The organism is Nocardia wallacei (assembly GCF_029869545.1).
In the GTDB taxonomy this organism is placed as follows: Bacteria; Actinomycetota; Actinomycetes; order Mycobacteriales; family Mycobacteriaceae; genus Nocardia; species Nocardia wallacei_A.
Genome location: NZ_JARWQD010000214.1, coordinates 1 through 21,055, shown reverse-complemented (window position 1 = coordinate 21,055; position 21,055 = coordinate 1). Strand labels below are relative to the sequence as shown.

At 69.7% G+C, this 21,055-nt stretch carries 21 protein-coding genes and 1 riboswitch; of the genes, 11 read left to right on the top strand and 10 right to left on the bottom strand.

All coding sequences use genetic code 11. The features are described from left to right. The first annotated feature begins 158 nt into the window (after positions 1-158). The 6 genes from QH290_RS18140 (at position 159) to QH290_RS18115 (ending at position 4,113) form a co-directional block, all read left to right on the top strand. On the top strand, positions 159-845 hold the full coding sequence (locus tag QH290_RS18140) for a response regulator (RefSeq protein ID WP_280265300.1): 687 nt from the start codon (positions 159-161) through the stop codon (positions 843-845). Positions 846-911: 66 nt separating this feature from the next. Beyond that, entirely contained in the window at positions 912-1,370 is a 459-nt protein-coding gene (locus QH290_RS18135) for an OsmC family protein (protein ID WP_280265273.1), read from the top strand. Continuing rightward, positions 1,367-1,648 carry an acylphosphatase gene (locus tag QH290_RS18130; RefSeq protein ID WP_280265274.1) on the top strand — a complete coding sequence of 94 codons (282 nt, stop codon included), beginning with the start codon at positions 1,367-1,369 and terminating at the stop codon, positions 1,646-1,648. The genes QH290_RS18135 and QH290_RS18130 overlap by 4 nt, the downstream gene beginning before the upstream one ends. Positions 1,649-1,936: 288 nt before the next feature. After that, complete coding sequence (locus QH290_RS18125) at positions 1,937-2,470, top strand: hypothetical protein (protein ID WP_425301653.1); 534 nt, start codon at positions 1,937-1,939, stop codon at positions 2,468-2,470. Next, entirely contained in the window at positions 2,470-3,636 is a 1,167-nt protein-coding gene (locus QH290_RS18120) for a glutathionylspermidine synthase family protein (RefSeq protein ID WP_280265276.1), read from the top strand. Before QH290_RS18125 ends, QH290_RS18120 begins: the two co-directional genes overlap by 1 nt. Positions 3,637-3,663: 27 nt before the next feature. After that, positions 3,664-4,113 (top strand): DUF350 domain-containing protein, encoded by a 450-nt coding sequence (locus QH290_RS18115; protein ID WP_280265277.1) that lies wholly within the window; start codon positions 3,664-3,666, stop codon positions 4,111-4,113. Between the two features lie 6 nt (positions 4,114-4,119). Here QH290_RS18115 and QH290_RS18110 read toward each other — a convergent pair whose 3' ends face one another. The 7 genes from QH290_RS18110 to QH290_RS18080 form a co-directional block, all read right to left on the bottom strand. Continuing rightward, positions 4,120-5,172 carry a PHP domain-containing protein gene (locus QH290_RS18110; RefSeq protein WP_280265278.1) on the bottom strand — a complete coding sequence of 351 codons (1,053 nt, stop codon included), beginning with the start codon at positions 5,170-5,172 and terminating at the stop codon, positions 4,120-4,122. Then, on the bottom strand, positions 5,172-5,753 hold the full coding sequence (locus tag QH290_RS18105; protein ID WP_280265279.1) for a dihydrofolate reductase family protein: 582 nt from the start codon (positions 5,751-5,753) through the stop codon (positions 5,172-5,174). The genes QH290_RS18110 and QH290_RS18105 overlap by 1 nt, the downstream gene beginning before the upstream one ends. A 91-nt stretch (positions 5,754-5,844) precedes the next feature. After that, positions 5,845-6,702: a bifunctional DNA-formamidopyrimidine glycosylase/DNA-(apurinic or apyrimidinic site) lyase gene (gene mutM / locus QH290_RS18100; protein ID WP_280265280.1), complete on the bottom strand. Its 858-nt coding sequence runs from the start codon at positions 6,700-6,702 to the stop codon at positions 5,845-5,847. A gap of 94 nt (positions 6,703-6,796) precedes the next feature. Then, complete coding sequence (gene rnc, locus QH290_RS18095) at positions 6,797-7,534, bottom strand: ribonuclease III (RefSeq protein WP_425301651.1); 738 nt, start codon at positions 7,532-7,534, stop codon at positions 6,797-6,799. Between the two features lie 22 nt (positions 7,535-7,556). After that, positions 7,557-7,739 carry a 50S ribosomal protein L32 gene (rpmF, locus tag QH290_RS18090; RefSeq protein ID WP_084519117.1) on the bottom strand — a complete coding sequence of 61 codons (183 nt, stop codon included), beginning with the start codon at positions 7,737-7,739 and terminating at the stop codon, positions 7,557-7,559. A gap of 2 nt (positions 7,740-7,741) precedes the next feature. Further along, a complete protein-coding gene (locus tag QH290_RS18085) occupies positions 7,742-8,407 on the bottom strand; it encodes a YceD family protein (RefSeq protein ID WP_280265302.1) in 666 nt (221 codons plus the stop codon). A gap of 95 nt (positions 8,408-8,502) precedes the next feature. After that, positions 8,503-9,249 (bottom strand): DivIVA domain-containing protein, encoded by a 747-nt coding sequence (locus tag QH290_RS18080; protein WP_280265281.1) that lies wholly within the window; start codon positions 9,247-9,249, stop codon positions 8,503-8,505. A gap of 247 nt (positions 9,250-9,496) precedes the next feature. Between QH290_RS18080 and QH290_RS37945 the strand changes: the two genes are divergently transcribed. The 3 genes from QH290_RS37945 (at position 9,497) to coaD (ending at position 12,332) form a co-directional block, all read left to right on the top strand. After that, on the top strand, positions 9,497-10,318 hold the full coding sequence (locus QH290_RS37945; protein WP_342213745.1) for a GtrA family protein: 822 nt from the start codon (positions 9,497-9,499) through the stop codon (positions 10,316-10,318). 370 nt (positions 10,319-10,688) lie between these two features. After that, positions 10,689-11,744: a hypothetical protein gene (locus tag QH290_RS18070; RefSeq protein WP_280384079.1), complete on the top strand. Its 1,056-nt coding sequence runs from the start codon at positions 10,689-10,691 to the stop codon at positions 11,742-11,744. 102 nt (positions 11,745-11,846) lie between these two features. Next, entirely contained in the window at positions 11,847-12,332 is a 486-nt protein-coding gene (gene coaD, locus QH290_RS18065; protein ID WP_280265283.1) for a pantetheine-phosphate adenylyltransferase, read from the top strand. A gap of 10 nt (positions 12,333-12,342) precedes the next feature. Here the strand turns inward: coaD and QH290_RS18060 are convergent, their stop codons facing one another. Continuing rightward, entirely contained in the window at positions 12,343-13,359 is a 1,017-nt protein-coding gene (locus QH290_RS18060; protein WP_280384077.1) for an NAD(P)/FAD-dependent oxidoreductase, read from the bottom strand. Between the two features lie 80 nt (positions 13,360-13,439). Between QH290_RS18060 and QH290_RS18055 the strand changes: the two genes are divergently transcribed. Beyond that, positions 13,440-14,027 carry a helix-turn-helix domain-containing protein gene (locus tag QH290_RS18055; RefSeq protein WP_280265285.1) on the top strand — a complete coding sequence of 196 codons (588 nt, stop codon included), beginning with the start codon at positions 13,440-13,442 and terminating at the stop codon, positions 14,025-14,027. 71 nt (positions 14,028-14,098) lie between these two features. On the opposite strand, the gene rsmD is transcribed toward QH290_RS18055, so the two are convergent. After that, on the bottom strand, positions 14,099-14,656 hold the full coding sequence (rsmD, locus tag QH290_RS18050; RefSeq protein ID WP_280384076.1) for a 16S rRNA (guanine(966)-N(2))-methyltransferase RsmD: 558 nt from the start codon (positions 14,654-14,656) through the stop codon (positions 14,099-14,101). Between the two features lie 13 nt (positions 14,657-14,669). Further along, a complete protein-coding gene (locus tag QH290_RS18045) occupies positions 14,670-18,074 on the bottom strand; it encodes a pyruvate carboxylase (RefSeq protein ID WP_280265287.1) in 3,405 nt (1,134 codons plus the stop codon). 234 nt (positions 18,075-18,308) lie between these two features. Further along, positions 18,309-18,503: riboswitch (cobalamin riboswitch) on the top strand. A 79-nt stretch (positions 18,504-18,582) separates the two neighbouring features. Here QH290_RS18045 and metE point away from each other — a divergent pair. Further along, positions 18,583-20,886, top strand: coding sequence for a 5-methyltetrahydropteroyltriglutamate--homocysteine S-methyltransferase (gene metE, locus QH290_RS18040; protein WP_280265288.1), 2,304 nt, complete (start codon positions 18,583-18,585; stop codon positions 20,884-20,886). Positions 20,887-21,055 lie beyond the last annotated feature (169 nt).

The following is a 21,055-nucleotide window of genomic DNA, read 5'->3' as shown; positions in this document are numbered from 1 at the left end:
ACACCGTGCGCTCGCCGATGCCCGTGGCGAGCGCCGCGCGGGCGGGAGCGACGGACCCGGACGAGGCGGCCCGCGTGGCCAAGGAGGGTCCCGGGAACGCCGCGCTCGGACGCGGCAGCGCGCGCAATCCCGGTGCGGCGCGTGAGCGCGACCAATCGGTGGCGCCGACCAAGGTGCTGGTGGTCGACGACGAGCCGCAGATCCTGCGCGCGCTGCGCATCAACCTGTCGGTGCGCGGCTACGAGGTGATCACCGCGGCCACCGGCGCCGCGGCCCTGCGCGCGGCGGCGGAGAAGCATCCCGAGGTCGTCGTGCTGGACCTCGGGCTGCCGGATATGGACGGCATCGACGTGCTGGCCGGGCTGCGCGGCTGGACCCAGGCGCCGGTGATCGTGCTGTCGGCCCGCACCGACTCCGCCGACAAGGTCGAGGCGCTCGACGCCGGTGCCGACGACTACGTGACCAAACCCTTCGGCATGGACGAGCTGCTGGCCCGGCTGCGGGCCGCGGTGCGGCGTGCCGCGACGATCGGCGAGGGCTCGGACCCGGTCATCGAGACATCCTCGTTCGTCGTCGACCTGGCGGCGAAGAAGGTCACCAAGCACGACATCGACGTGCACCTGACACCGACGGAGTGGGGGGTGCTGGAAATGCTGGTGCGCAACCAGGGCAAGCTCGTCGGGCGGCGGGAGCTGCTGCGCGAGGTCTGGGGGCCGTCGTACGCGACCGAGACCCACTACCTGCGGGTGTATCTGGCCCAACTGCGGCGGAAACTCGAGGATGACCCGTCCCACCCGAAGCACCTGCTGACCGAGGCGGGCATGGGCTACCGGTTCCAGTCCTGACGCCGTTCACCTGAACAACGATCGTGCGGTCTGCGGGCGTGCTCGCGCGAATGGCAGGATCGGGGCATGGCTGAACAGACCGTCCCGAACACCACCGCCGCGACCGCGAAGGTCCCGACCGAGCTCTGGGTCGAGCGGACCGGCACCCGGCGCTACACCGGGCGCAGCTCGCGCGGCGCGCAGGTGCTGATCGGGTCGGAGGGCGTCGAGGGCGTGTTCTCGCCCGGTGAGTTGCTCAAGATCGCGCTGGCGGCCTGCACCGGCCTGAGCTCGGATTTTCCGCTGTCCAACCGGCTGGGCGACAGCTACGACGCCACCATCCGGGTGTCCGGCGCCGCCGATCGGGAGAACGAGGTGTACCCCGAACTCGAGGAGGTGCTGGAGCTGGACCTGTCCGAACTGGACGAGGCGGGCCGCGAGCGGCTGCTGGTCACCGTGCAGCGCGCGATCGACAAGGTGTGCACGGTGGGCCGGACCCTGAAGGCCGGGACCAAGGTGAATCTGACGTTCCAGGTCGACGCATGACCGGTGACTCCGTGCGGCTGAGCGCCTGGGTACACGGCCGGGTGCAGGGCGTCGGCTTCCGCTGGTGGACTCGTTCCCGCGCATTGGAATTGGGTCTGACCGGCTTCGCGCGTAACACTCGCGACGGCAGAGTCCATGTCATTGCAGAGGGTCCTAGGGACCGATGTGACAAACTGCTTGCGTTGTTGCGGTCCGGCAACACTCCTGGCCGCGTCGATCTGGTTGTGGAAGACTGGGGCGCCGCACAGGGCGAATTGACCGGATTCGAAGAACGATAGTGGCGGGGAACAGGGAGTCGATCGTTGGCAACTGAAGAATCCGGCAACCGGCCCGGCAACTCCGGAGACCCCGGTAGAGACCCTGAAAAAGACACCGGCAAACCCGATCCGGGGGCGCCGTCCGATCACCCCACGGCGCCTTTCGCCGAGCCGGGTCCCACCGCGCCCATGCCGGGCATGCCGGACCCGTTCCCCGGCCCCACGGAGACCGGCGGCATCGGTGTGCCGCCCGCCCAGATGCCCGGCGGCCCACCCGGATCCGAGCCGCCACGCCCCCTGCGCGGCAGCATCAACCGGCAGGAACCGGGCGTCACGCAGCCGCGGCCGCCGACGGTGGCCGAAGCGCGCGCCCGCGACAAGGCCCGCCGGCGCGCCGAGGAGGCCCAGCGCGCCGCCGAGCAGGCATTGGCCGACAAGAAGAAGCAGCGCAAGCGCCTGCTGATCGGCGGCGTGGCCGTGGTCGGCATCGCCGCGGTGGTCGGGGCGGGCTATCTCACCTATCGGGCGGTCACCGCGCCCGACGAGGTCACCGCCTCCTGCGTCATGGAAAAGGACGGCCAGCAGATCGTCGTCCCCGACGAGGACTGCGAACGGGCGCAGAACGCGTCCAGCACCCATCACTACGGCGGGGGCTTCCCGGGCATTTTCATCCTCGGCGGCAACCAGTACCGCTACTACTACGGCGGCAACCAGACCGTCGGGCGCCCGCCCGTCGGCGGCAGCACGGTCGAGCCGAAGAACGCCACGGTGAAGACCAAGAGCGGCACCATCGTTCGCGGCGGGCTGGGTTCCAAGGCCGGTAGCACGAGTGGAGGTTCCTAGTGCGGCGGGTGCACAGCCAACCGCGACCGGGCTGGCAGCGGATCATTCAGGATCAGGGCCTGGTCTTCGGATCGCCCGGCCGCGACGTCAACGGCCACCCGCGGCCGTACTGGGACGAAACGGTGCACTACGAGTTCGACCTCGACGAGATCCTCGCGCTGGAGGCGCAGGTCGAGGTGCTGCATTCGATGTGCCTGCACGCCGTCGAGCAGATCATCCTCACCGAGCGATTCGCCGATTTCGGTCTGCCGCAATGGAGTTGGGAGCCGATCAAGCAGTCCTGGCAGCGGTCGGACCCCTACGTCTACGGCCGCTTCGACCTGCGCTACGACGGCCGCGGCCCGGCGAAACTGTTGGAGTACAACGCCGATACGCCCACCTCGCTGCTGGAGGCGGCGATCGTGCAGTGGCACTGGCTGACCGACACCCACCCCGACGACGATCAGTGGAATTCGTTGCACGAGAAGCTCGTCGAGCGCTGGGCCGAGCTGCGCGAGTCGCTGCCCGTCGGCGATCTGCACTTCACCTGGTCGAGCGCGGACGCCTCCGGCGAGGACAACATCACCACCGCCTACATGCAGGAGACCGCCGCCGAGGGCGGATTCCACACCGTGGCACTGCCGATCGAGGAGATCGGATACGACACGGAGCTGGAGCGTTTCGTCGATCTGGCCGAGGCGCCGATCGAGTCGGTGTTCAAGCTGTACCCGTGGGAATGGGCGCTGGACGACGAGTTCGGCAAGCGCGTGGTCGACTCGCTGCCGGAGACGATGTGGATCGAGCCGCTGTGGAAGTCGGTGCTGTCGAACAAGGCGCTGCTGGCGGTGCTGTGGGAGATGTATCCGGGCCACCCCAACCTGCTGCCCGCCTACATCGACGATCCGCACGAACTCACCGAGTACATCAAGAAGCCCAAGCTCGGCCGTGAGGGCGCGAATATGACCATCGTCGGTGCCGGGATGGAGGCCGCGACCGGCGGCGTGTACGGCGAGGAGGGCTACGTCTACCAGTTGCTCGATCCCCTACCGGATTTCGACGGCATGCGCCCGGTGCTGGGCGCCTGGATCGTCGGCGACGCCTCGGCGGGTCTGGGCATCCGGGAGACCCCGGGCCTGATCACCGACGACAGCTCCACCTTCGTCCCACACCGCATCCCGCAGCACTGACACCGAACCACACCTGGAGGACAATCCATGACCACACTTGCGCTCGAATCGGGGTATTGGGGCACTATCGGCCACGGCATCGGCGCCATCATCGCCTACGCCGTCCTGGGCCTGGCCCTGATGCTGATCGGCTTCTACGCCATCGACATCACCACGCCCGGCCCGCTGCGCCGGCTGGTGACCTCCGGCAACCCGAACGCTGTCGTGGTGACCGCCTCCGGTCTGGTGAGCATGGCGCTGATCGTGGTGCTGGCCATCTACTCCGCGGGTGGCAAGCTCGCCGAGGGCCTCATCGCATCGGCCATCTACGGCCTGATCGGCATTGTGGCGCAGGTCATTTCGGTGCGCGTCCTGGAGTGGGTCGTCGGCCTGGACATCGACGATCTGCTGCACGCCGACACCTACAAGGTGCAGTCGCTGCTGGTGGCGGCCGCGCACCTCGGCATCGGCATGGTCGTCGCGTTCGCCGTCCTGTAGGCAAGCTCAGGCGGCGGCGAACTCCAGCAGCTCGTCCACCGGCCAGGTGTTGATGATCCGTTCCGCCGCAACGCCGTTGGCCAGGGCTCGCTCGCATCCGTAACCCTGCCAATCCAATTGGCCGGGCGCGTGTGCGTCGGTATCGATGGCGAAGTAGCAGTCCATCTCCACCGCCAGCCGCATCAGTCGGCTCGGCGGGTCGCGGCGCTCCGGTCGGCTGTTGATCTCCACCGCGGTGCCGTAGCGTCGGCACGCCTCGAACACGACCTCGGCGTCGAACTGCGACTCCGGCCTGATCCCACGCTCGCCGGTCACCAGCCTCCCGGTGCAGTGGCCGAGCACGTCCACATTCGGGTCGGCCACCGCGTACACCATGCGCCGCGTCATGGTAGCGCTGTCGGCGCGCAGCTTGGAATGCACACTGGCGACGACGATATCGAGCCGTGCCAGCAGGTCGGCCTGCTGGTCGAGGGTGCCGTCGTCGAGGATGTCGACCTCGATGCCGGTGAGGATGCGAAACGGCGCCAGCTCCTCGTTCAGCCGCGCCACCACGTCGAGCTGGCGGCGCAGCCGGTCGGCGGACAGCCCATTGGCGACGGTCAGCCGGGGCGAATGATCGGTCAGCGCACAGTATTCGTGGCCCAGCGCGGCGGCGGTGCGCATCATCTCCTCGATCGGGCTGCCGCCGTCGGACCAGTTCGAGTGGGTGTGCAGGTCACCGCGCAGCAGGGCGCGCAGCGGCGCCCCGCCGGGCGCGATCGGCCTTGCCGCCGTGCGTAATTCGGCCAGCTTGTCGGGCACGTGCCCGGCGCATGCCTGGATGATCACGCTGGCCGTCTTCGGTCCGATGCCCGAAATCTCTTGCCAGCCACCGCTTCTCCGGTAATCGTCGTACTGCTCGGACGACAGGTCGGCCACCGCGTCGGCCGCCCGCCGATATGCCTTTACCCGATGCGTCTGCGCCCGGGAGCGCTCCATCCAGAAGGCGATCTCCCGCAGCAGGTAGGCAACCCGCTCCTGCTCTCGTTCTCCCTTTCCCGAAGGGAACTGTCGGGCCACTAGCGAATCCGCACGTATTTCACGAAGGCCACACCGTCCTCGAAGACACGGCTGGTCAGCACCCGGAATCGCGCCGGTTCGGGTAGCTGCCCGCCCGCGCCGAACAGCGGGCGGCCGCGCCCCAGCACGATCGGGTACAGCTTCAGGAACACCTGGTCGATCTCCGGCAGCAGCGCCTGCGCGAGTTCACCGCCGCCGCACAGCCAGATGCCGAGGCCGTTCTCGCGCTTGAGTTCCCGCACCCGCGCGAGCGGATCGCCGGAGACGAGTTCGACATCCGGGTCCGGGCGCTCGGGCAGCGTCGTGGACACCACGATCTGCCGCAGATGCGCGTACGGGCTCGAGGTTCCGGTCCGGACGCCGAAGTCGTGGGTCTTGCGGCCCATCAGCACGGTGTCGAAATAGCTGCCGAGCTTGTCGATGCCCAGCGATTCGCGCACCTTGGTCGGCAGGGTCTCCGGGTACTGCGCCGTGATCGCCGGGCCGTGGTCACCTCCGACGGGGAAGAAGTCGACCGAACCGTCCTCGGTAGCGATGAAACCGTCGATGGTCGATGCGACGTAGTAGGTCAGTTTGCGCATGCTCCCCCGCCTCTCCGCGTCTCTTGCCGATCGTGAGTACCACCGAATTTACCGACCCAGCCCGTGGTTGGGTACCGAGCCACACCCGCGCTCAGGTGCGCGGCCTCGGCTGACAGCGCGGGCAGGAGAACGACGAGCGGTTCATGAACTTCTCCCGCCGCATCGGCGCCCCGCAGCGGCGGCACGGTTCGTCCTCGCGGCCGTAGGCGGCCAGGGCGCGCTCGAAGTAGCCGGATTGACCGTTGACGTCGACATACAGCGCGTCGAAGGAGGTGCCGCCCGCCCGTAGCGCCTCGGCCATCACCGCGCGCACCTCGGTCAGCAGGCCGTGCAGGGCGGGCTTGGTGAGCTTGGCGGCGATGCGCTCGCCGTGGATGCGGGCGCGCCACAGCGCCTCGTCGGCGTAGATGTTGCCGATGCCCGACACCACGGTCTGGTCCAGCAGCACCCGCTTGATCTCGGACTGCTTCGCCTTCAGCCTTCGAACCACCGCGTCGGCATCGAAGTGGGGATCCAGCGGGTCACGGCCGATGTGCGCCACCGCCTCCGGCACGGCGGTGCCGTCCACCTCGACGATCCGGTGCAGCGCCCAGCCGCCGAAGGTGCGCTGATCGATGAATCGCAGCTGCGCCCCCGAATCCAGGACCGCGACGATGTGCGCGTGCTTCTCCAGCGGCGCGTCGGCGGGCTGCACCAGCATCTGGCCGCTCATGCCCAGATGCACGACCAGCGCGGTGTCGGGATCGTCGAAGGTCAGCCACAGGAATTTGCCGCGGCGCTGCGCGGATTCGATGCGCAGCCCGGCCAGCTGCGCGGCGAGATGGTCGCCGCCCAGCAGGTGGCGGCGCACCGACCGTGGATGCTTGACGGTGACGGATTCGATGACGCTGCCGACCACATGGTCGGCCAGGCCGCGTCGGACGACCTCGACCTCGGGAAGCTCAGGCACCGCGATACTCCTTAGAATCGCTCACCAGTGTAGAAACGACCACCGACAGAAAGGCCGCCCGGCCATCGGCGAGCGGCTTCCGGGAAATCGCGGATCAGACGGAGCCGTTGAGCGACTGCCAGGCGGCACCCGCGGCCTTCTGTTCGGCTTCCTTCTTCGACCGGCCGACGCCCGTACCGTAGGCCCGCCCGCCGACGACGGCGGTCGCGGTGAATTCCTTGTCGTGATCCGGCCCGGTCGAGGTGATCTCGTAGCTGGGCACGCCGATACCGCGCTCGGCGGTCAGCTCCTGCAGGCTGGTCTTCCAGTCCAGTCCGGCGCCCATGCGGGGACCGCGCTCGAGCAGATCGGCGAACAGGCGCAGCACCACGCTGCGCGCGACGTCGATGCCGTGCTGCAGGTGCACCGCACCCAGCAGCGACTCCATGCCGTCGGCGAGAATGCTCGGCTTGTCGCGGCCCCCGGTCAGCTCCTCGCCCTTGCCGAGCAGCAGGTGGCGGCCCAGCCCACCGGCGCCCAGATCCCGCGCGACCTCCGCCAGGGCGTGCATGTTCACCACGCTCGCGCGGAGTTTGGCCAGCTCGCCCTCGGACTTGTCCGGATGCTCCAGGTACAGGCGCTCGGTGATGCTCAGGCCGAGCACCGAATCGCCGAGGAACTCCAGCCGCTCGTTGGTCGGCAGGCCGCCGTTCTCGTAGGCGTAGGACCGGTGGGTGAGCGCGAGCCGGAGCAGATCCGGGCGCACGTCGACGCCGAGTGCCTCGAGCAGAGGGGTGTGATCAGCGGCTTCGCCTACGGCGAGTGCGTCTGCTCCGTCCTTGCTGGCGGTCACGTTCGGCTACCGGGCTGGGTGATCAGACAGCGGAGGTGACCTGGCGGCCCTTGTACGTGCCGCAGTTCGGGCACGCGATGTGCGGCAGCGTCTTCTGACCGCACGCCCGGTTCGGGCACGTGATCAGGGTCGGCGCGGTGGCCTTCCACTGGCTGCGCCGCGAGCGGGTGTTGGCACGAGACATCCGGCGCTTCGGAACGGCCACGACTACTTCTCCTCTGTTCTGGAACTCGCCGAGCCGTTACGGCCCGCGAGAGATCGGTCTTCGTCTGATTGTGCTGCGGTGCCCGGGGCACCGGTGCCGGGTGCCTCGGCCGCGAAATTCGCGAGCCCGGCCCAGCGGGGGTCCAGTATCTCATGCTTGTGATCCGGACCTGCAATCGCCATCCGCACACCGCATTCCGGGCACAGTCCGGCGCAGTCGGGCTCGCACAGCGGCTGCAGCGGCAGCGCCAGGCCGACGGCGTCGACGACCACCGGTTTCAGATCGATCATGTCATCGATCAGCCGGTAGACCTCGTCGTCCTCGGTGGTCTGCTCGGTGGCGCTGTCCGGATAGGCGAACAGCTCCGTCAGCTCCAGCTCGATCTCGTCGGTGAACGGCTCGAGACAGCGCGAGCACTCCCCCGACACCGGTGCGGACACCGTGCCGGTGACCAGGACGCCCTCCGAGACGGCCTGCAGGGTCAGGTCCAGGTCGACCTCGCCGCCGACCGGGACGGCGACCATGTCCAGGCCGATCCGCTCCGAGACGGCGACGGTGCGCCGCACCTGCCGCATCGAACCGGCGGCGCGTCCGAGGCTGCGCGTGTCCAGCACGAAGCCCGCGTCGGTCTGACGACGACGCGAACCGGAACCGGATTCGGCGGGCATCACGAACTCACTCACGATCGGGTGTGGGATTTGGGCAACCAGTCCACAATACTGGACCGAGCACCGGGCGCCCAAACCGCAGGGCGGCCCCTCCCTCAGCGGCGGAACTCGGCGGCGTAGTCCGGCACACCCGCACCGGACCGCAGCTGCTGACGCCCGCGGCCGACCGTTCGCAGGGCACCGTGCAGCGTCTCCTCGAAGTCGGCCAGCTTGGAGTCGACGTAGTGGTCGCACTCCTCGCGCAGCCGGTCCGATTCGGCGTTCGCGGCGTCGATGAGCCGGGCCGATTCCGCATGCGCGGCCCGCACCACCTCGGTCTGCGACACCAGGCGCTCCTGTTCGGCGCGGCCGTCGGCGACCGACCGGTCGTAGGACGACTGCCCGGCCGCGATCATGCGCTCGGATTCGGTCCGCGCCCGGCCGGTGACCGACTCGTATTCGGCCTTGCCGTCGGCGATCACCCGGTCGGCCTCGGCCTGCGCGGTGGCGACCAGGTGATCGGCGTGGGCACCGGCCTCGGCGACCATCCGATCGGCGTGCGCCTTGGCGTCGGCCAGGATCCGGTCGGCCTCCTCGCGGGCGGCCGTGACGGTCTGCTTGGCCTGGTCGTCGGCGGTGGTGACGGTGGTCTCGGCGGTCGAGCGGGCATCGGAGACGATCTTGTCGCGATGGTCCAGGACGTCCTGGGCGTCGTCGAGCTCGCCCGGCAGCGCGTCGCGCACGTCGTCGAGCAGCTCCAGAACCTCGCCGCGCGGAACGATGCAGTTGCGCGTCGGCGGGATGCCGCGCGCCTCCTCCACGATCGCGACCAGTTCGTCGAGTGCTTCGAATACGCGGTACATCCTGCTGACCCCACTCTCCTACCGAACTCTCACGACGGAGCCCGCCGTCTGGCCTTCATGCAGCCTGGGCCCAGTGTGCCCCTCGTCACGATCATCTGCCCAGTTCACCCGCGGTGTGTCGTGGGTGTGTTTCCAAAGCCACAGAAATCAAGTGGAGGAAATCTCTCCACTTGGTGTTATCTTTTTTACTGAGCGGTAGACCAGTCGGGTCGCGGAACAATCCGCGCCCGGCGCTGTTGGATCGGAAATGACAATGGCTGTCCTGTATCCGGTACTGAAGGGCCCCGGGGCGAACACCCCGCCCGGCCCCGGCGTACCCGTGCGGTCCGACGGCACAACCGCGGGACAGGCGGCCGAACCCGCCCCTTCTCCGTTTCATTGGCTGATCTGGTTGAGCATGGGCTTGACCGTGCCGCCGCCCGACATGTTCCGGATGCCGGTGCGTCCGGCCGAATCCCCGGCCGCATCGCCCGCCCGCAAGCCGACGCTGCTGTCCCGGTTGGTCACCGGCCAGTTGTCCCGCGGCCGCGCCAGGCATCTGCCCACGGTGCCGGAGCCCCTCGCCGCGGGCGCCCCGGCCGAGCCGCGCACTGGCTCCGTGGCCGTGCTGGCGCCGGAGGAAGCGATCGCCGACGGCCCGCGCACGACGCGGCGCGCGCTCGGGCGACTGGGCGCCTACCTGCGTGGCGACAAGTGGCTGCCGCAGCTGGTCCGGTTCGCGCTGGTCGGCGGGCTCAGCAATATCGGCTACTTCCTGCTGTTCCTCGCCTTCTACGGCGGCGGCGCGCAGCTGGCCAACCTCACCGGCTCGATCGTGAGCACCGCGCTGGCCAACGAACTGCACCGGCGGCTCACCTTCCACGCCGCCGACCGGGTCGGCTGGCTCACCGCGCAGCTCGAGGGCGGCGGCCTGGCGCTGGCCGGGCTCGCGATCACCTCGGCCGCCCTGGCGATCCTCGATTTCGTCGCCCCCGGCATGAGCGACGTCGCCGAGGCCCTGGCCGTCATCGCCATCGCCGCCGCCGTCGGCACCCTCCGCTTCCTCACCCTCCGCCTCTGGGTCTTCTGACCGCCGCGGGTTCCTGTCGCGTCTCCGGGTCTCGTAGGCGCCCCAAACTTCCCGCACCCCTTGTTCGTTCCCGCACCCCCTACGTGCCCCTGCAAACGGTGTGGGAACGAACAGGGGGTGCGGGAAGAAGCTGGTCAGGCGAGTAAGGAACCGCATCGGAGTACCCCGCGTCCAATCTGAGCAAACGGTGTTGGCCGAAGACTCGATGTGGAGGTTGAGCAATGAAATATTGCAGGGGATGTCGCACGTCGTGGCGGAACGGGCTGAGCCCCGATATCTCGCGGGTCCGTCCGGTCGTCCGGCCCGCCGAGCTGTGCGAACGCCACACCTCGCGGCGAACGCGGCGGCCGCGGACCGATCGCGAGCCCGAATGACCGGCGCGGACGGATCGCCTCGCCGCGAGCTGCCGGGCCCGTGGACGGCCTGCGTATCCGCCGAGAACGACCAGGCCGACAACGGAATCCGGCGCCGGGACGAGATCGTCCGCGGCGGGGTGACCGACGATGAGATCCGCAGGCGATGCACCGGCGGACGGTGGCGCCGGCTGCGGCGCGGCGCCTACACCGACGAGGCGGCATTCGCGGGGCTGGACGCGGTGGCGCGGCACCGGATACTCGCCGACGTCGCGCTGCACGATCTGTCCGACGATGCGATTCTCAGCCACCAGTCGGCGGCGGTGGTCTACGGGGCACCCGTGTGGGTCGCGTTGCTGCGGCGCGTGACCGTCACTCGCAACCGGCGCAACGGCGGCCGGATCAGACCGGATGTCAAGGTGCACTGCGCGCCGTTCGACGCGGTGGCGGAGCTGGACGGGTTCGTCCTGACCACCCCCGCGCGCACCATCGTCGACCTGGCCCGCACGACGCCGTTCGAGGCGGCCGTCGTCGCCGGCGACGCGCTCGCCCGCGAATACGGTGTGGCCGCAGGCGATCTGGCGAACGAATTGGAGCTGGCCAAGCGCCGCCACGGAATGGCCGCGGCGCGGCGCGTGGTGCAGTTTCTCGACCCGCACAGCGAGAGCGTCGGCGAATCCCGCAGCCGCGTGATGCTGCGCCGGCTCGGCCTGGCTATGCCGCAGTCCCAGGGCGACGTGTACGGCGGCGACGGCCGCATGCTGGGCCGGGTCGACTTCTACTTCGGCGACACCGGCGTCGTCGGGGAGTTCGACGGGCGCGTCAAATACGGCCGCCTGCTCGAGCCGGGTGAGGAGCCGGGAGATGCCGTCTTCGCCGAGAAGAAGCGAGAGGACGCCATGCGCAGCAACGGTTTACAGGTGGTCCGCTGGACCTGGGACGACCTCACGGGAGACGAGGTCGCCCCGCGTCTGCGAGCGGCCCACGCCCGCGCCCGCCGCACCCGCCCCGACGCCTTCATCTGCCAAGCCCCCCTCCCCGAACCCAAACCCCTTGCCCTACGCAGACTCTGACCCGCTTCCCGCACCCCGTACGTGTTCCCGCACCGCCTGCAGGGCCATGTACGGGGTGCACGAACGCGTAAGGGGTGCACGAACGCGTGTTAGCGTTCGGGCATGGCTGGAGCACTGTGCCCCGGGTCGTTCGATCCGGTGACCAACGGGCATCTCGATGTGATCGCGCGGGCGGCCGCGCAGTTCGACGAGGTCGTGGTGACCGTGAATGTGAACAAGAGCAAGAAGGGCATGTTCACCGTCGAGGAGCGGATGGAGATGCTGCGCGAGGCCACCGCCGAGCTGCCGAACGTCCGCGTCGAATCGTGGTACGGGCTGACGGTGGAGTTCGCCCGGGAGCAGGGCATCACCGCGATCGTCAAGGGTCTGCGCGACGCCACCGATTTCGGGTACGAACTGCAGATGGCGCAGATGAACAAGAAGCTGTCCGGCGTCGACACCTACTTCCTCGCCACCAACCCCGCCTACGGCTACCTGTCCAGTTCCCTGGTCAAGGAGGTCGCCACCTTCGGCGGCGACGTCACCGACATGCTCCCGCCCGCCGTCCACAAGCGCCTGTTGTCCCGCATCGCCGAACGCACGGCCTGAGCTCGGCCCGTCACAAGCCGTGGCGGTTGCCTGTTACCAGCTCGCTGACCCGGGCTTCCGAGGCGGCGGAGAAGGCGGCGCGGGCCGACTCGACGGCTCGGCGGGTCTCCTCGGTGACGAGGTCCATGTTGATCTGGGCTCCGGCGTTCGCGCCCGCCGCCGCGGCGGGGCCCACCTGGGCGGACGGGTCGGTGACGTTGCCCGCCACCCACACTCCGGGCACGCTCGTGCGACCGGCCGGGTCGGCGGGGATGTGCTCGCCCATTCCGCTCGGATGCTCCACCGGATGCAGGCCGAGGCCCGACAGGAAACCGGCGCGGGCCACCATGCGCGAAGGAGCGGCCAGCACCTGCCGGGCGATCACCGTGCCGTCGGCCAGCCGCACTCCGGTCAGCCGATCGTCGACGACCTCGACCGATGCCACCTCGCCGGGCACCACGCGGATGCCGCGGGCCGCCAGCTGTTCGGCCTGTTCGCCGGTCGGTTCGGCCATGGTGTGGGTGAACAGGGTGACGTCGTCGCTCCACTGCCGCCACAGCAGCGCGCCGTGCACCGTCATCGGCCCGTTGGCGAGTACGCCGATGGCCCGGTCGCGAGACTCCCAGCCGTGGCAGTACGGGCAGTGCACCACGTCGCGGCCCCAGCGGTCCCACAGTCCGGCGACATCGGGTAGCTCGTCGGTCAATCCGCTCGTCACCAGCAGGCGTCGCGCCCGCACGGTCCGCCCGTCGGCCAGGGCCACCGTCAATCCGTCGTCGTCGCGGGTCACTGTCTCCACGGTTCCGGCGACGACCTGACCGCCGTAGCGGCGGACCTCCTCGCGGCCGCGTTCCAGCAGTTCGGCCGGGGGCATTCCCTCGCGACCGAGCAGGCCGTGCACGCCGTCGGCCGGTGCGTTGCGCGGCTGTCCCGCATCGATCACCACCACCGAGCGGCGTGCCCGCGCCAGCATCAGGGCTCCGTTCAGGCCCGCGGCGCCGCCGCCGATCACCACCACGTCGTAGCCGTCCATCAACTGATCGGTCATATGACCACCTCCTGCTTCCGACAATGCGGCTGGATCGGCGATCCGGGCAAACTTCTTTGCCGAAATGGCAAACTGGTGGTGTGGACGATGTCGATCAGGCGCTCGACGCGGTCGGGCCGCGGCTGCGGGCCCTGCGCAAGCAGCGGGAGACCACGCTCGCGGACCTGTCCGCGGCGACGGGCATCTCCGTCAGCACCCTGTCGCGCCTCGAGTCCGGGGCGCGGCGGCCGACCCTCGAACAGCTCCTCCCGCTGGCCCGGGCGCACGGCGTGACGCTCGACGAGCTCGTCGACGCCCCGGCGACGGGCGATCCGCGCGTGCACATGCGCCCGGTCACCCACCACGGCATGACCATGGTGCCGCTGACCCGGCGCCCCGGCGGTATCCAGGCGTACAAGATGGTGCTGCGACCCGAGGCGCACCCCGGTGAACCACAACCACAGACGCACGAGGGCTACGACTGGGTCTACGTCCTCAACGGACGGCTCCGCCTGATCCTGGGCGAACACGACCTGGTGCTGTCCCCCGGCGAGGCAGCGGAATTCGACACCCGCGTACCCCACTGGTTCGGCACCGCGGGCGAAGAACCCGTAGAACTCCTCAGCCTCTTCGGCAGACAGGGCGAACGCGCCCACCTACGAGCCCGCCCCAAAGACCAAGCCGGATAGGGACTTTCGCGCTCAGGTCGGGCACAGCGTGGCGCATTCGGGGAGCGGGTAAGGAAGCCGCGCGGTTTGGGTCAGGGGGCGAATTCGGCCAGTTCTATGCGAGTTTCGCCATAGCGGCGGGGCTTCAGTGGGGAAAATGTTGGGGGCCAGGCGATCTCGGGCGAGCGGGTCGGGCGTTCGAGGACCACCAGGGCGTCCTGGCGGAGCCAGCCGTTGGTGGTCAGGGCATGCAGGTCGGCGGCGACGTCGGTGCCGTGCAGGGCGTAGGGCGGGTCCGAGAAGACGATGTCGTAGGGCGCGGCGGGCGGGACGGCGAGCACGGAACTCACTGTGCCCAGCCGCAATTCGGCGCCGGGCAGGCCGAGGTCGGCGATATTCCCGCGCACCACGGCCGCCGCCTTGCGGTCGGACTCCACGAGCAGGGCATGGGAAGCCCCGCGCGACAACGCCTCCAGGCCGAGCGCCCCGGACCCCGCATACAGATCCAGCACCCGCACCCCATCGAATTCCAGCCGCGCGTCCAACATGCTGAACAGCGCCTCCCGCACCCGATCCGACGTAGGCCGAGTCCCCGCGGCCGGAACCCGCAACCGCCGCCCCCCAACCACCCCCGCCACAATCCGCGTCAAAGCGCCACCCGCGTCACTCTGCTGCGGCCTCGTTCAGGTTGAGGTCGACGAGGAGGTCGCCGCCCTCGACCTGCTGGACCTTGCCGATCGCGACGCGGCGGACCGTGCCGGCGCGAGGGGCGGTGATGGCGGCCTCCATCTTCATGGCCTCGATGGTGCCGATGGTGTCGCCGGCGGCGACGCCGTCGCCCTCGGAGACCACCAGCGTGACGACACCGGCGAACGGGGCGGCGATGTGGCCCGGGTCGGTCTTGTCGGCCTTCTCGGCGGCGGGCACATCGCTGGCGACGGAACGGTCGCGGACCAGGACGGGACGCAACTGTCCGTTGAGAATGCACATCACCGTGCGCATCCCGCGCTCGTCGGGCTCGGAGATGGCCTCCAGGCCGATGAGCAGCGTGACGCCCTTCTCCAGCTGCACCCGGTGTTCCTCGCCGTGCCGCAGCCCGTAGAAGAACTGATTGGCCGACAGACCGGACGTGTCGCCGAATTTCTCACGGTGCGCGAGGAATTCGCTCGCCGGGCCGGGAAACAGCAAGCGGTTCAACGTCGCCCGCCGCTCCTCCGAGGTGCCGCCGAGCCCCGCCTCGTCGGCCGCGGTCAGCGCTGTCTCGGGCTTGGCCGGTCCACGACCCGCCAGTGCCCGGCTGCGGAACGGTTCCGGCCAGCCACCGGCGGGGGTGCCGAGTTCGCCACGCAGGAAACCGATCACGGAATCGGGAATGTCGTAGCGGCCCGGATCGCTCGCGAAATCCTCGACATCGATGCCCGACCCGACCAGCGACAGCGCGAGGTCGCCGACCACCTTCGACGACGGCGTCACCTTCACCAGCCGCCCCAGCAGCCGGTCCGCCGCCGCGTATTTCGCCTCGACCTCCTCGAACCGGTCACCGAGGCCGAGCGCGATCGCCTGCTGCCGCAGATTGGACAGCTGCCCGCCCGGGATCTCGTGGTGGTAGACCCGCCCGGTCGGCCCCGGCAGCCCGGATTCGAACGGCGCGTACACCTTTCGCAGGGCCTCCCAGTACGGCTCCAGGTCGCACACGTTGTCCAGGTTCAGCCCGCTGTCGTAGTCCGAATTCGCCGCCGCCGCAACGATTGCCGACAGCGGCGGCTGGCTGGTCGTCCCGGCCATCGGCGCGCTGGCACCGTCGACGGCGTCCGCACCGGCCTGCCACGCGGCCAGATACGTCGCCAGCTGACCACCCGGGGTGTCGTGGGTGTGCACGTGGACCGGCAGGTCGAAATTGCTGCGCAGCGCGGTGACCAGGGTGTGCGCGGCGGGTGCGCGCAGCAGCCCGGCCATGTCCTTGATGCCGATGACGTGCGCCCCGGCGTCCACGATCTGCTCGGCCAGCTTGAGGTAATAGTCGAGCGTGTACAGGTTTTCGTCCGGGTTGGACAGATCCCCGGTGTAGCTCATCGCGACTTCCGCCAGCGCCGTGCCGGTTTCGCGCACGGCGTCGATGGCCGGGCGCATCTGGTCGACATTGTTCAGCGCGTCGAAGATCCGGAAGATATCGATACCGGTCTCGGTGGCCTCGGAAACGAAAGCGCGCGTGACCTTCTCCGGATACGGCGTGTACCCGACGGTATTGCGCCCGCGCAGCAGCATCTGCAGGCAGATGTTGGGGATCGCCTCGCGCAGCGCGGCCAGCCGCTCCCACGGGTCCTCGTACAGAAACCGCAGCGCCACATCGTAGGTCGCGCCGCCCCAGCATTCGATCGACAGCAGTTCCGGCGTCAGCCGCGCCACGTGCCCGGCCACCTGGATCAGGCTGTTGGTGCGCACCCGCGTCGCCAGCAGCGACTGGTGGGCATCGCGAAACGTGGTGTCGGTCACCGCGATTCCGCGCTGTTCGCGCAGCGCCTGCGCGAAACCCTCGGGACCCAGACGCAGCAACCGCTGCCGCGACCCGTCCGGCGGCGGCACCGTGGTGTCGATCGGCGGCAGCTTGTCGTGCGGATACACCGCGGTCGGGCGCTCACCGTGCGGCTTGTTGACGGTGATGTCGGCGAGGTAGGTCAGGATCTTGGTGCCGCGGTCGGCGGACCCGCGCTGGGTCAGCAGATAGGGCCGCTCATCGATGAAGGAGGTGGTCACCCGCCCGGCCCGGAAGTCGGGATCGTCGAGCACCGCCTGCAGGAACGGAATGTTGGTCGCGACGCCGCGAATCCGGAACTCGGCGACCGCCCGCCGCGCCCGCGCCACCGCCTGGCCGAAGTCGCGCCCGCGGCAGGTGAGCTTCACCAGCATCGAATCGAAATGCGCGCCGACCTCGGCACCCAGGTTCGCGCCGCCGTCGAGGCGGATGCCGCCGCCGCCCGGGCTGCGGTAGGCGGTGATGCGCCCGGTGTCGGGCCGGAAGCCGTTGGCCGGATCCTCGGTGGTGATCCGGCACTGCAGCGCCGCGCCGCGGATGCCGATCGCATCCTGGCTCAGCCCCAGCTCGCCGAGGGTCTCCCCGGCCGCGATCCGCAGCTGCGACGCCACCAGATCGACGTCGGTGATCTCCTCGGTCACCGTGTGCTCGACCTGGATGCGGGGGTTCATCTCGATGAACACGTGGTTGCCGCGCTCGTCGAGCAGGAACTCCACGGTGCCCGCGCAGCTGTAGCCGATCTGCCGGGCGAAGGCGACCGCGTCGGCGCAAATGCGTTCGCGCAGAGCGGGATCCAGGTTCGGCGCGGGCGCCAGCTCGATCACCTTCTGGTGCCGCCGCTGCAGCGAACAGTCGCGCTCGAACAGATGCATGACGTTGCCGTGCTCGTCGGCGAGAATCTGGACCTCGATATGACGGGGGTTGATCACCGCCTGCTCGAGGAACACCGTCGGATCGCCGAAGGCCGATTCGGCCTCCCGCATCGCGGCCTCCACGGATTCGCGCAGCTGCGCCCGGTCGGCGACCCGCCGCATCCCGCGCCCGCCACCACCGGCGACGGCCTTGACGAACACCGGGAACCGCATCGACTCCGCCGCCGCCAGCAGCTCCTCCACGTCGGCCGACGGCGCGGTGGAGTCGAGGACCGGCAGCCCCGCGGCCCTCGCCGCCGCGATCGCGCGGGCCTTGTTACCGGTCAGTTCCAGCACCTCGGACGAGGGGCCGATGAACGTGATCCCCTCGCGGGCGCAGGCCGCCGCCAGGTCCGGGTTCTCGGAGAGAAATCCGTAACCGGGGTAGACGGCGTCGGCCCCCGCCGTCTTGGCCGCCTTGATGATCTCCTCGATCGATAGGTACGCCCGCACCGGATGACCGGGCACCCCGATCTGGTACGACTCGTCGGCCTTCAGCCGGTGCACCGAATTGCGGTCCTCGTAGGGGAATACCGCGACGGTGCCGATGCCGAGTTCGTATGCGGCGCGGAACGCCCGGATGGCGATTTCCCCGCGGTTGGCGACCAGCACTTTGGAGAACATTCGATTAAGGTACCTGGCCCGCCGGCGCGCCCGGACATCGAATACGCCTTCGCAGCCAACCTCACAACCGAACCGTGCCTATTTGCGAAGTTGCGTAATCCGCTGGTAATCACCGTGGGCACCGCCTTCGCAGTGAGGCCATACCGACCGCCGGGAATATTCACCGGCCGAGGTGGCTTATCCTTTTCTACGCAGCTGGTTCGCTGCGCCGGCGAGTTGGAGCCCCGAGCGCCGGGCGGCAGCGTCGAAACCGGTCCGTAGCGACCGGCCAGAGGGAACCCGGTGGGAATCCGGGACTGTCCCGCAGCGGTATGCAGGAACGACCGCCGTCACCAGCACTGAGTGCATACTTGGGAAGCGACGGCCACTAGGACCACCCGACGGGGAATGCCTGCGAGTCCGAAGACCTGCCGGCTGTGCCGGGTACGCCGTACCCGGCGGCCACCGCCTCGTGGATTCGGGCGGGCGGACACCAGTGCACCAGCATCTCGGGCTCCGTCTGCTCTGTATGGCGGTGACCTGTGGCTTCCAGCACTGGAGAGAGACCGTGACTGTTCACAAACCTTTCACCGCAACGGTTCTCGGCATTCCGCGGATCGGGCCGCGGCGCGAGCTCAAGCGCGCGACCGAGAGCTACTGGGCCGGGCGTATCGACGCCGGAGAACTGCACGCCGTCGGGCGCGAGCTGCGCGCCGAGCAGCTGACCGCGTTGACGGCGGCCGGACTGGACTCCGTTCCGGTCGGCACCTTCTCCTACTACGACCAGATGCTCGACACCGCCGAGATGTTCGGCGCGCTGCCCCTGCGGGTGGCCGGGATCGCCGATCCGCTGGACCGCTATTTCGCGGCGGCCCGGGGCACGGACGAGGTCGAGCCGCTGGAGATGACCAAGTGGTTCGACACCAACTACCACTACCTGGTCCCCGAGATCGGCCCGGGCACGGCCTTCGCGCTGCATCCGGACAAGCTCCTCGGCGAACTCCGCGAGGCTCGTGAGCTCGGCGTACCGGCGCGTCCGGTCGTCATCGGACCGCTGACCTTCCTGAAGCTCGCCAAGGGCCTCGACGGCATCGCGCCGCTGGATCGGATCAACGACCTGCTCCCCTACTATCGCGAGTTGCTGGGGCTGCTGGCGGCCGAGGGCGCCGACTGGGTACAGATCGACGAGCCGGTCCTGGTCACCGATCTGACCGATGCCGAGCTGGCGCTCATGCGGCGCACCTATGCGGACCTGTCGGGGCTGACGCGGCGACCGGCGATTCTGGTGGCGACCTACTTCGGCCACCCGGGTGCCGCGCTGCCCGCCCTGGCGGACATGGGAATCGAAGGCGTCGCCCTCGATTTCGCCTCCGGCACAACGGTCGACGAGGTGGCATCGGTCCCGGCACTGGCGAACAAGCTGGTGGTGGCCGGTGTGGTCGACGGGCGCAACATCTGGCGGACCGACCTCGACCGGGCGCTGGCATCGCTGGGCACGCTGCTGGGCAGTACCGGCGCGCTCGCGGTGTCGAGCTCCAGTTCGCTTCTGCACGTGCCGTATTCGCTGGACGGCGAGACGGAGCTGGATCCGGCTCTGCGGTCGTGGCTGGCCTTCGGCGCGGAGAAGGTCGGCGAGGTCCGGCTGCTCGCCACCGCGCTGCACGAGGGCACCGGCGCGATCGCCGACGAGCTCGCCGCCGCGCGCGCCGCGCTGGCGAGCCGGACCACCGATCCCCGGCTTCGCAACGATGCGGTCCGGGCGCGGCTGTCGGCACTGGGCGAGGATGCCACGCGGCGCGCCCCGGCGGCGGAACGCCGTGCGCTGCAACGGGAGCGGCTGCGGCTGCCGCTGCTGCCCACCACCACGATCGGCTCCTACCCGCAGACGACCGCGATCCGCAAGGCGCGCGCGGAGCTGCGCAAGGGCGAGATCACCGTCGAGCAGTACCACGAGCGGATGCGCGCCGAGATCGCCGATGTCGTTGCGCTGCAGGAGAAGCTGGGCCTCGACGTGCTGGTGCACGGGGAACCCGAACGCAACGACATGGTGCAGTACTTCGCCGAGCAGCTGGACGGCTTCTTCGCCACCGCGAACGGCTGGGTGCAGTCCTACGGCACCCGCTGCGTGCGGCCGCCGATCCTGTACGGCGATGTGGTGCGGACCGCGCCGATGACAGTCGAGTGGATCGGGTATGCGCAGTCGCTGACCGGCAAGCCGGTCAAGGGCATGCTGACCGGGCCGGTGACGATCCTGGCGTGGTCGTTCGTGCGCGACGACCAGCCGCTGGCGGAGACGGCACGGCAGGTCGCGCTCGCCATCCGGGACGAGACGGTGGATCTGCAGTCGGCCGGGATCGGCATCGTCCAGGTCGACGAGCCCGCGCTGCGGGAGTTGCTGCCGCTGCGCGCGCAGGCCGAGCAGGCGTACCTGGACTGGGCGGTGACGGCGTTCCGGCTGGCGACCAGCGGCGTGGCCGATACCACCCAGATCCACACCCACCTGTGCTACTCGGAGTTCGGTGAGATCATCGGTGCCATCGCCGATCTGGATGCCGACGTCACCTCGATCGAGGCGGCTCGCTCGCGCATGGAGGTGCTCGATGACCTCAACGCGGCCGGTTTCCATCTCGGTGTCGGCCCGGGCGTCTACGACATCCACTCGCCCCGGGTGCCGAGCGTGGAGGAGATCACCACGTCGCTGCGCGCGGCACTGAAAGCCGTTCCGGCCGAACGGCTCTGGGTCAACCCGGACTGCGGCCTGAAGACGCGCGGACCGGCGGAGGTGGAGGCCTCGCTGCGCAACCTGGTGACCGCGGCACACGCCGTGCGCTGACCGACGGTGGCGGGGGGCCCGGCCGCGCGCCGCCGGGGGGGGGGGGGGGGGCGGCGGGGCGCCGGGGGGGGGGGGGCTCCCCGGGCACCCCCCGGGGGGGCGCCGGCCCTACCGGGCCGCCCCCCGCCGCGACGACGCCGAGGCGGCGCTGGCGATCGGCGTCTACGGC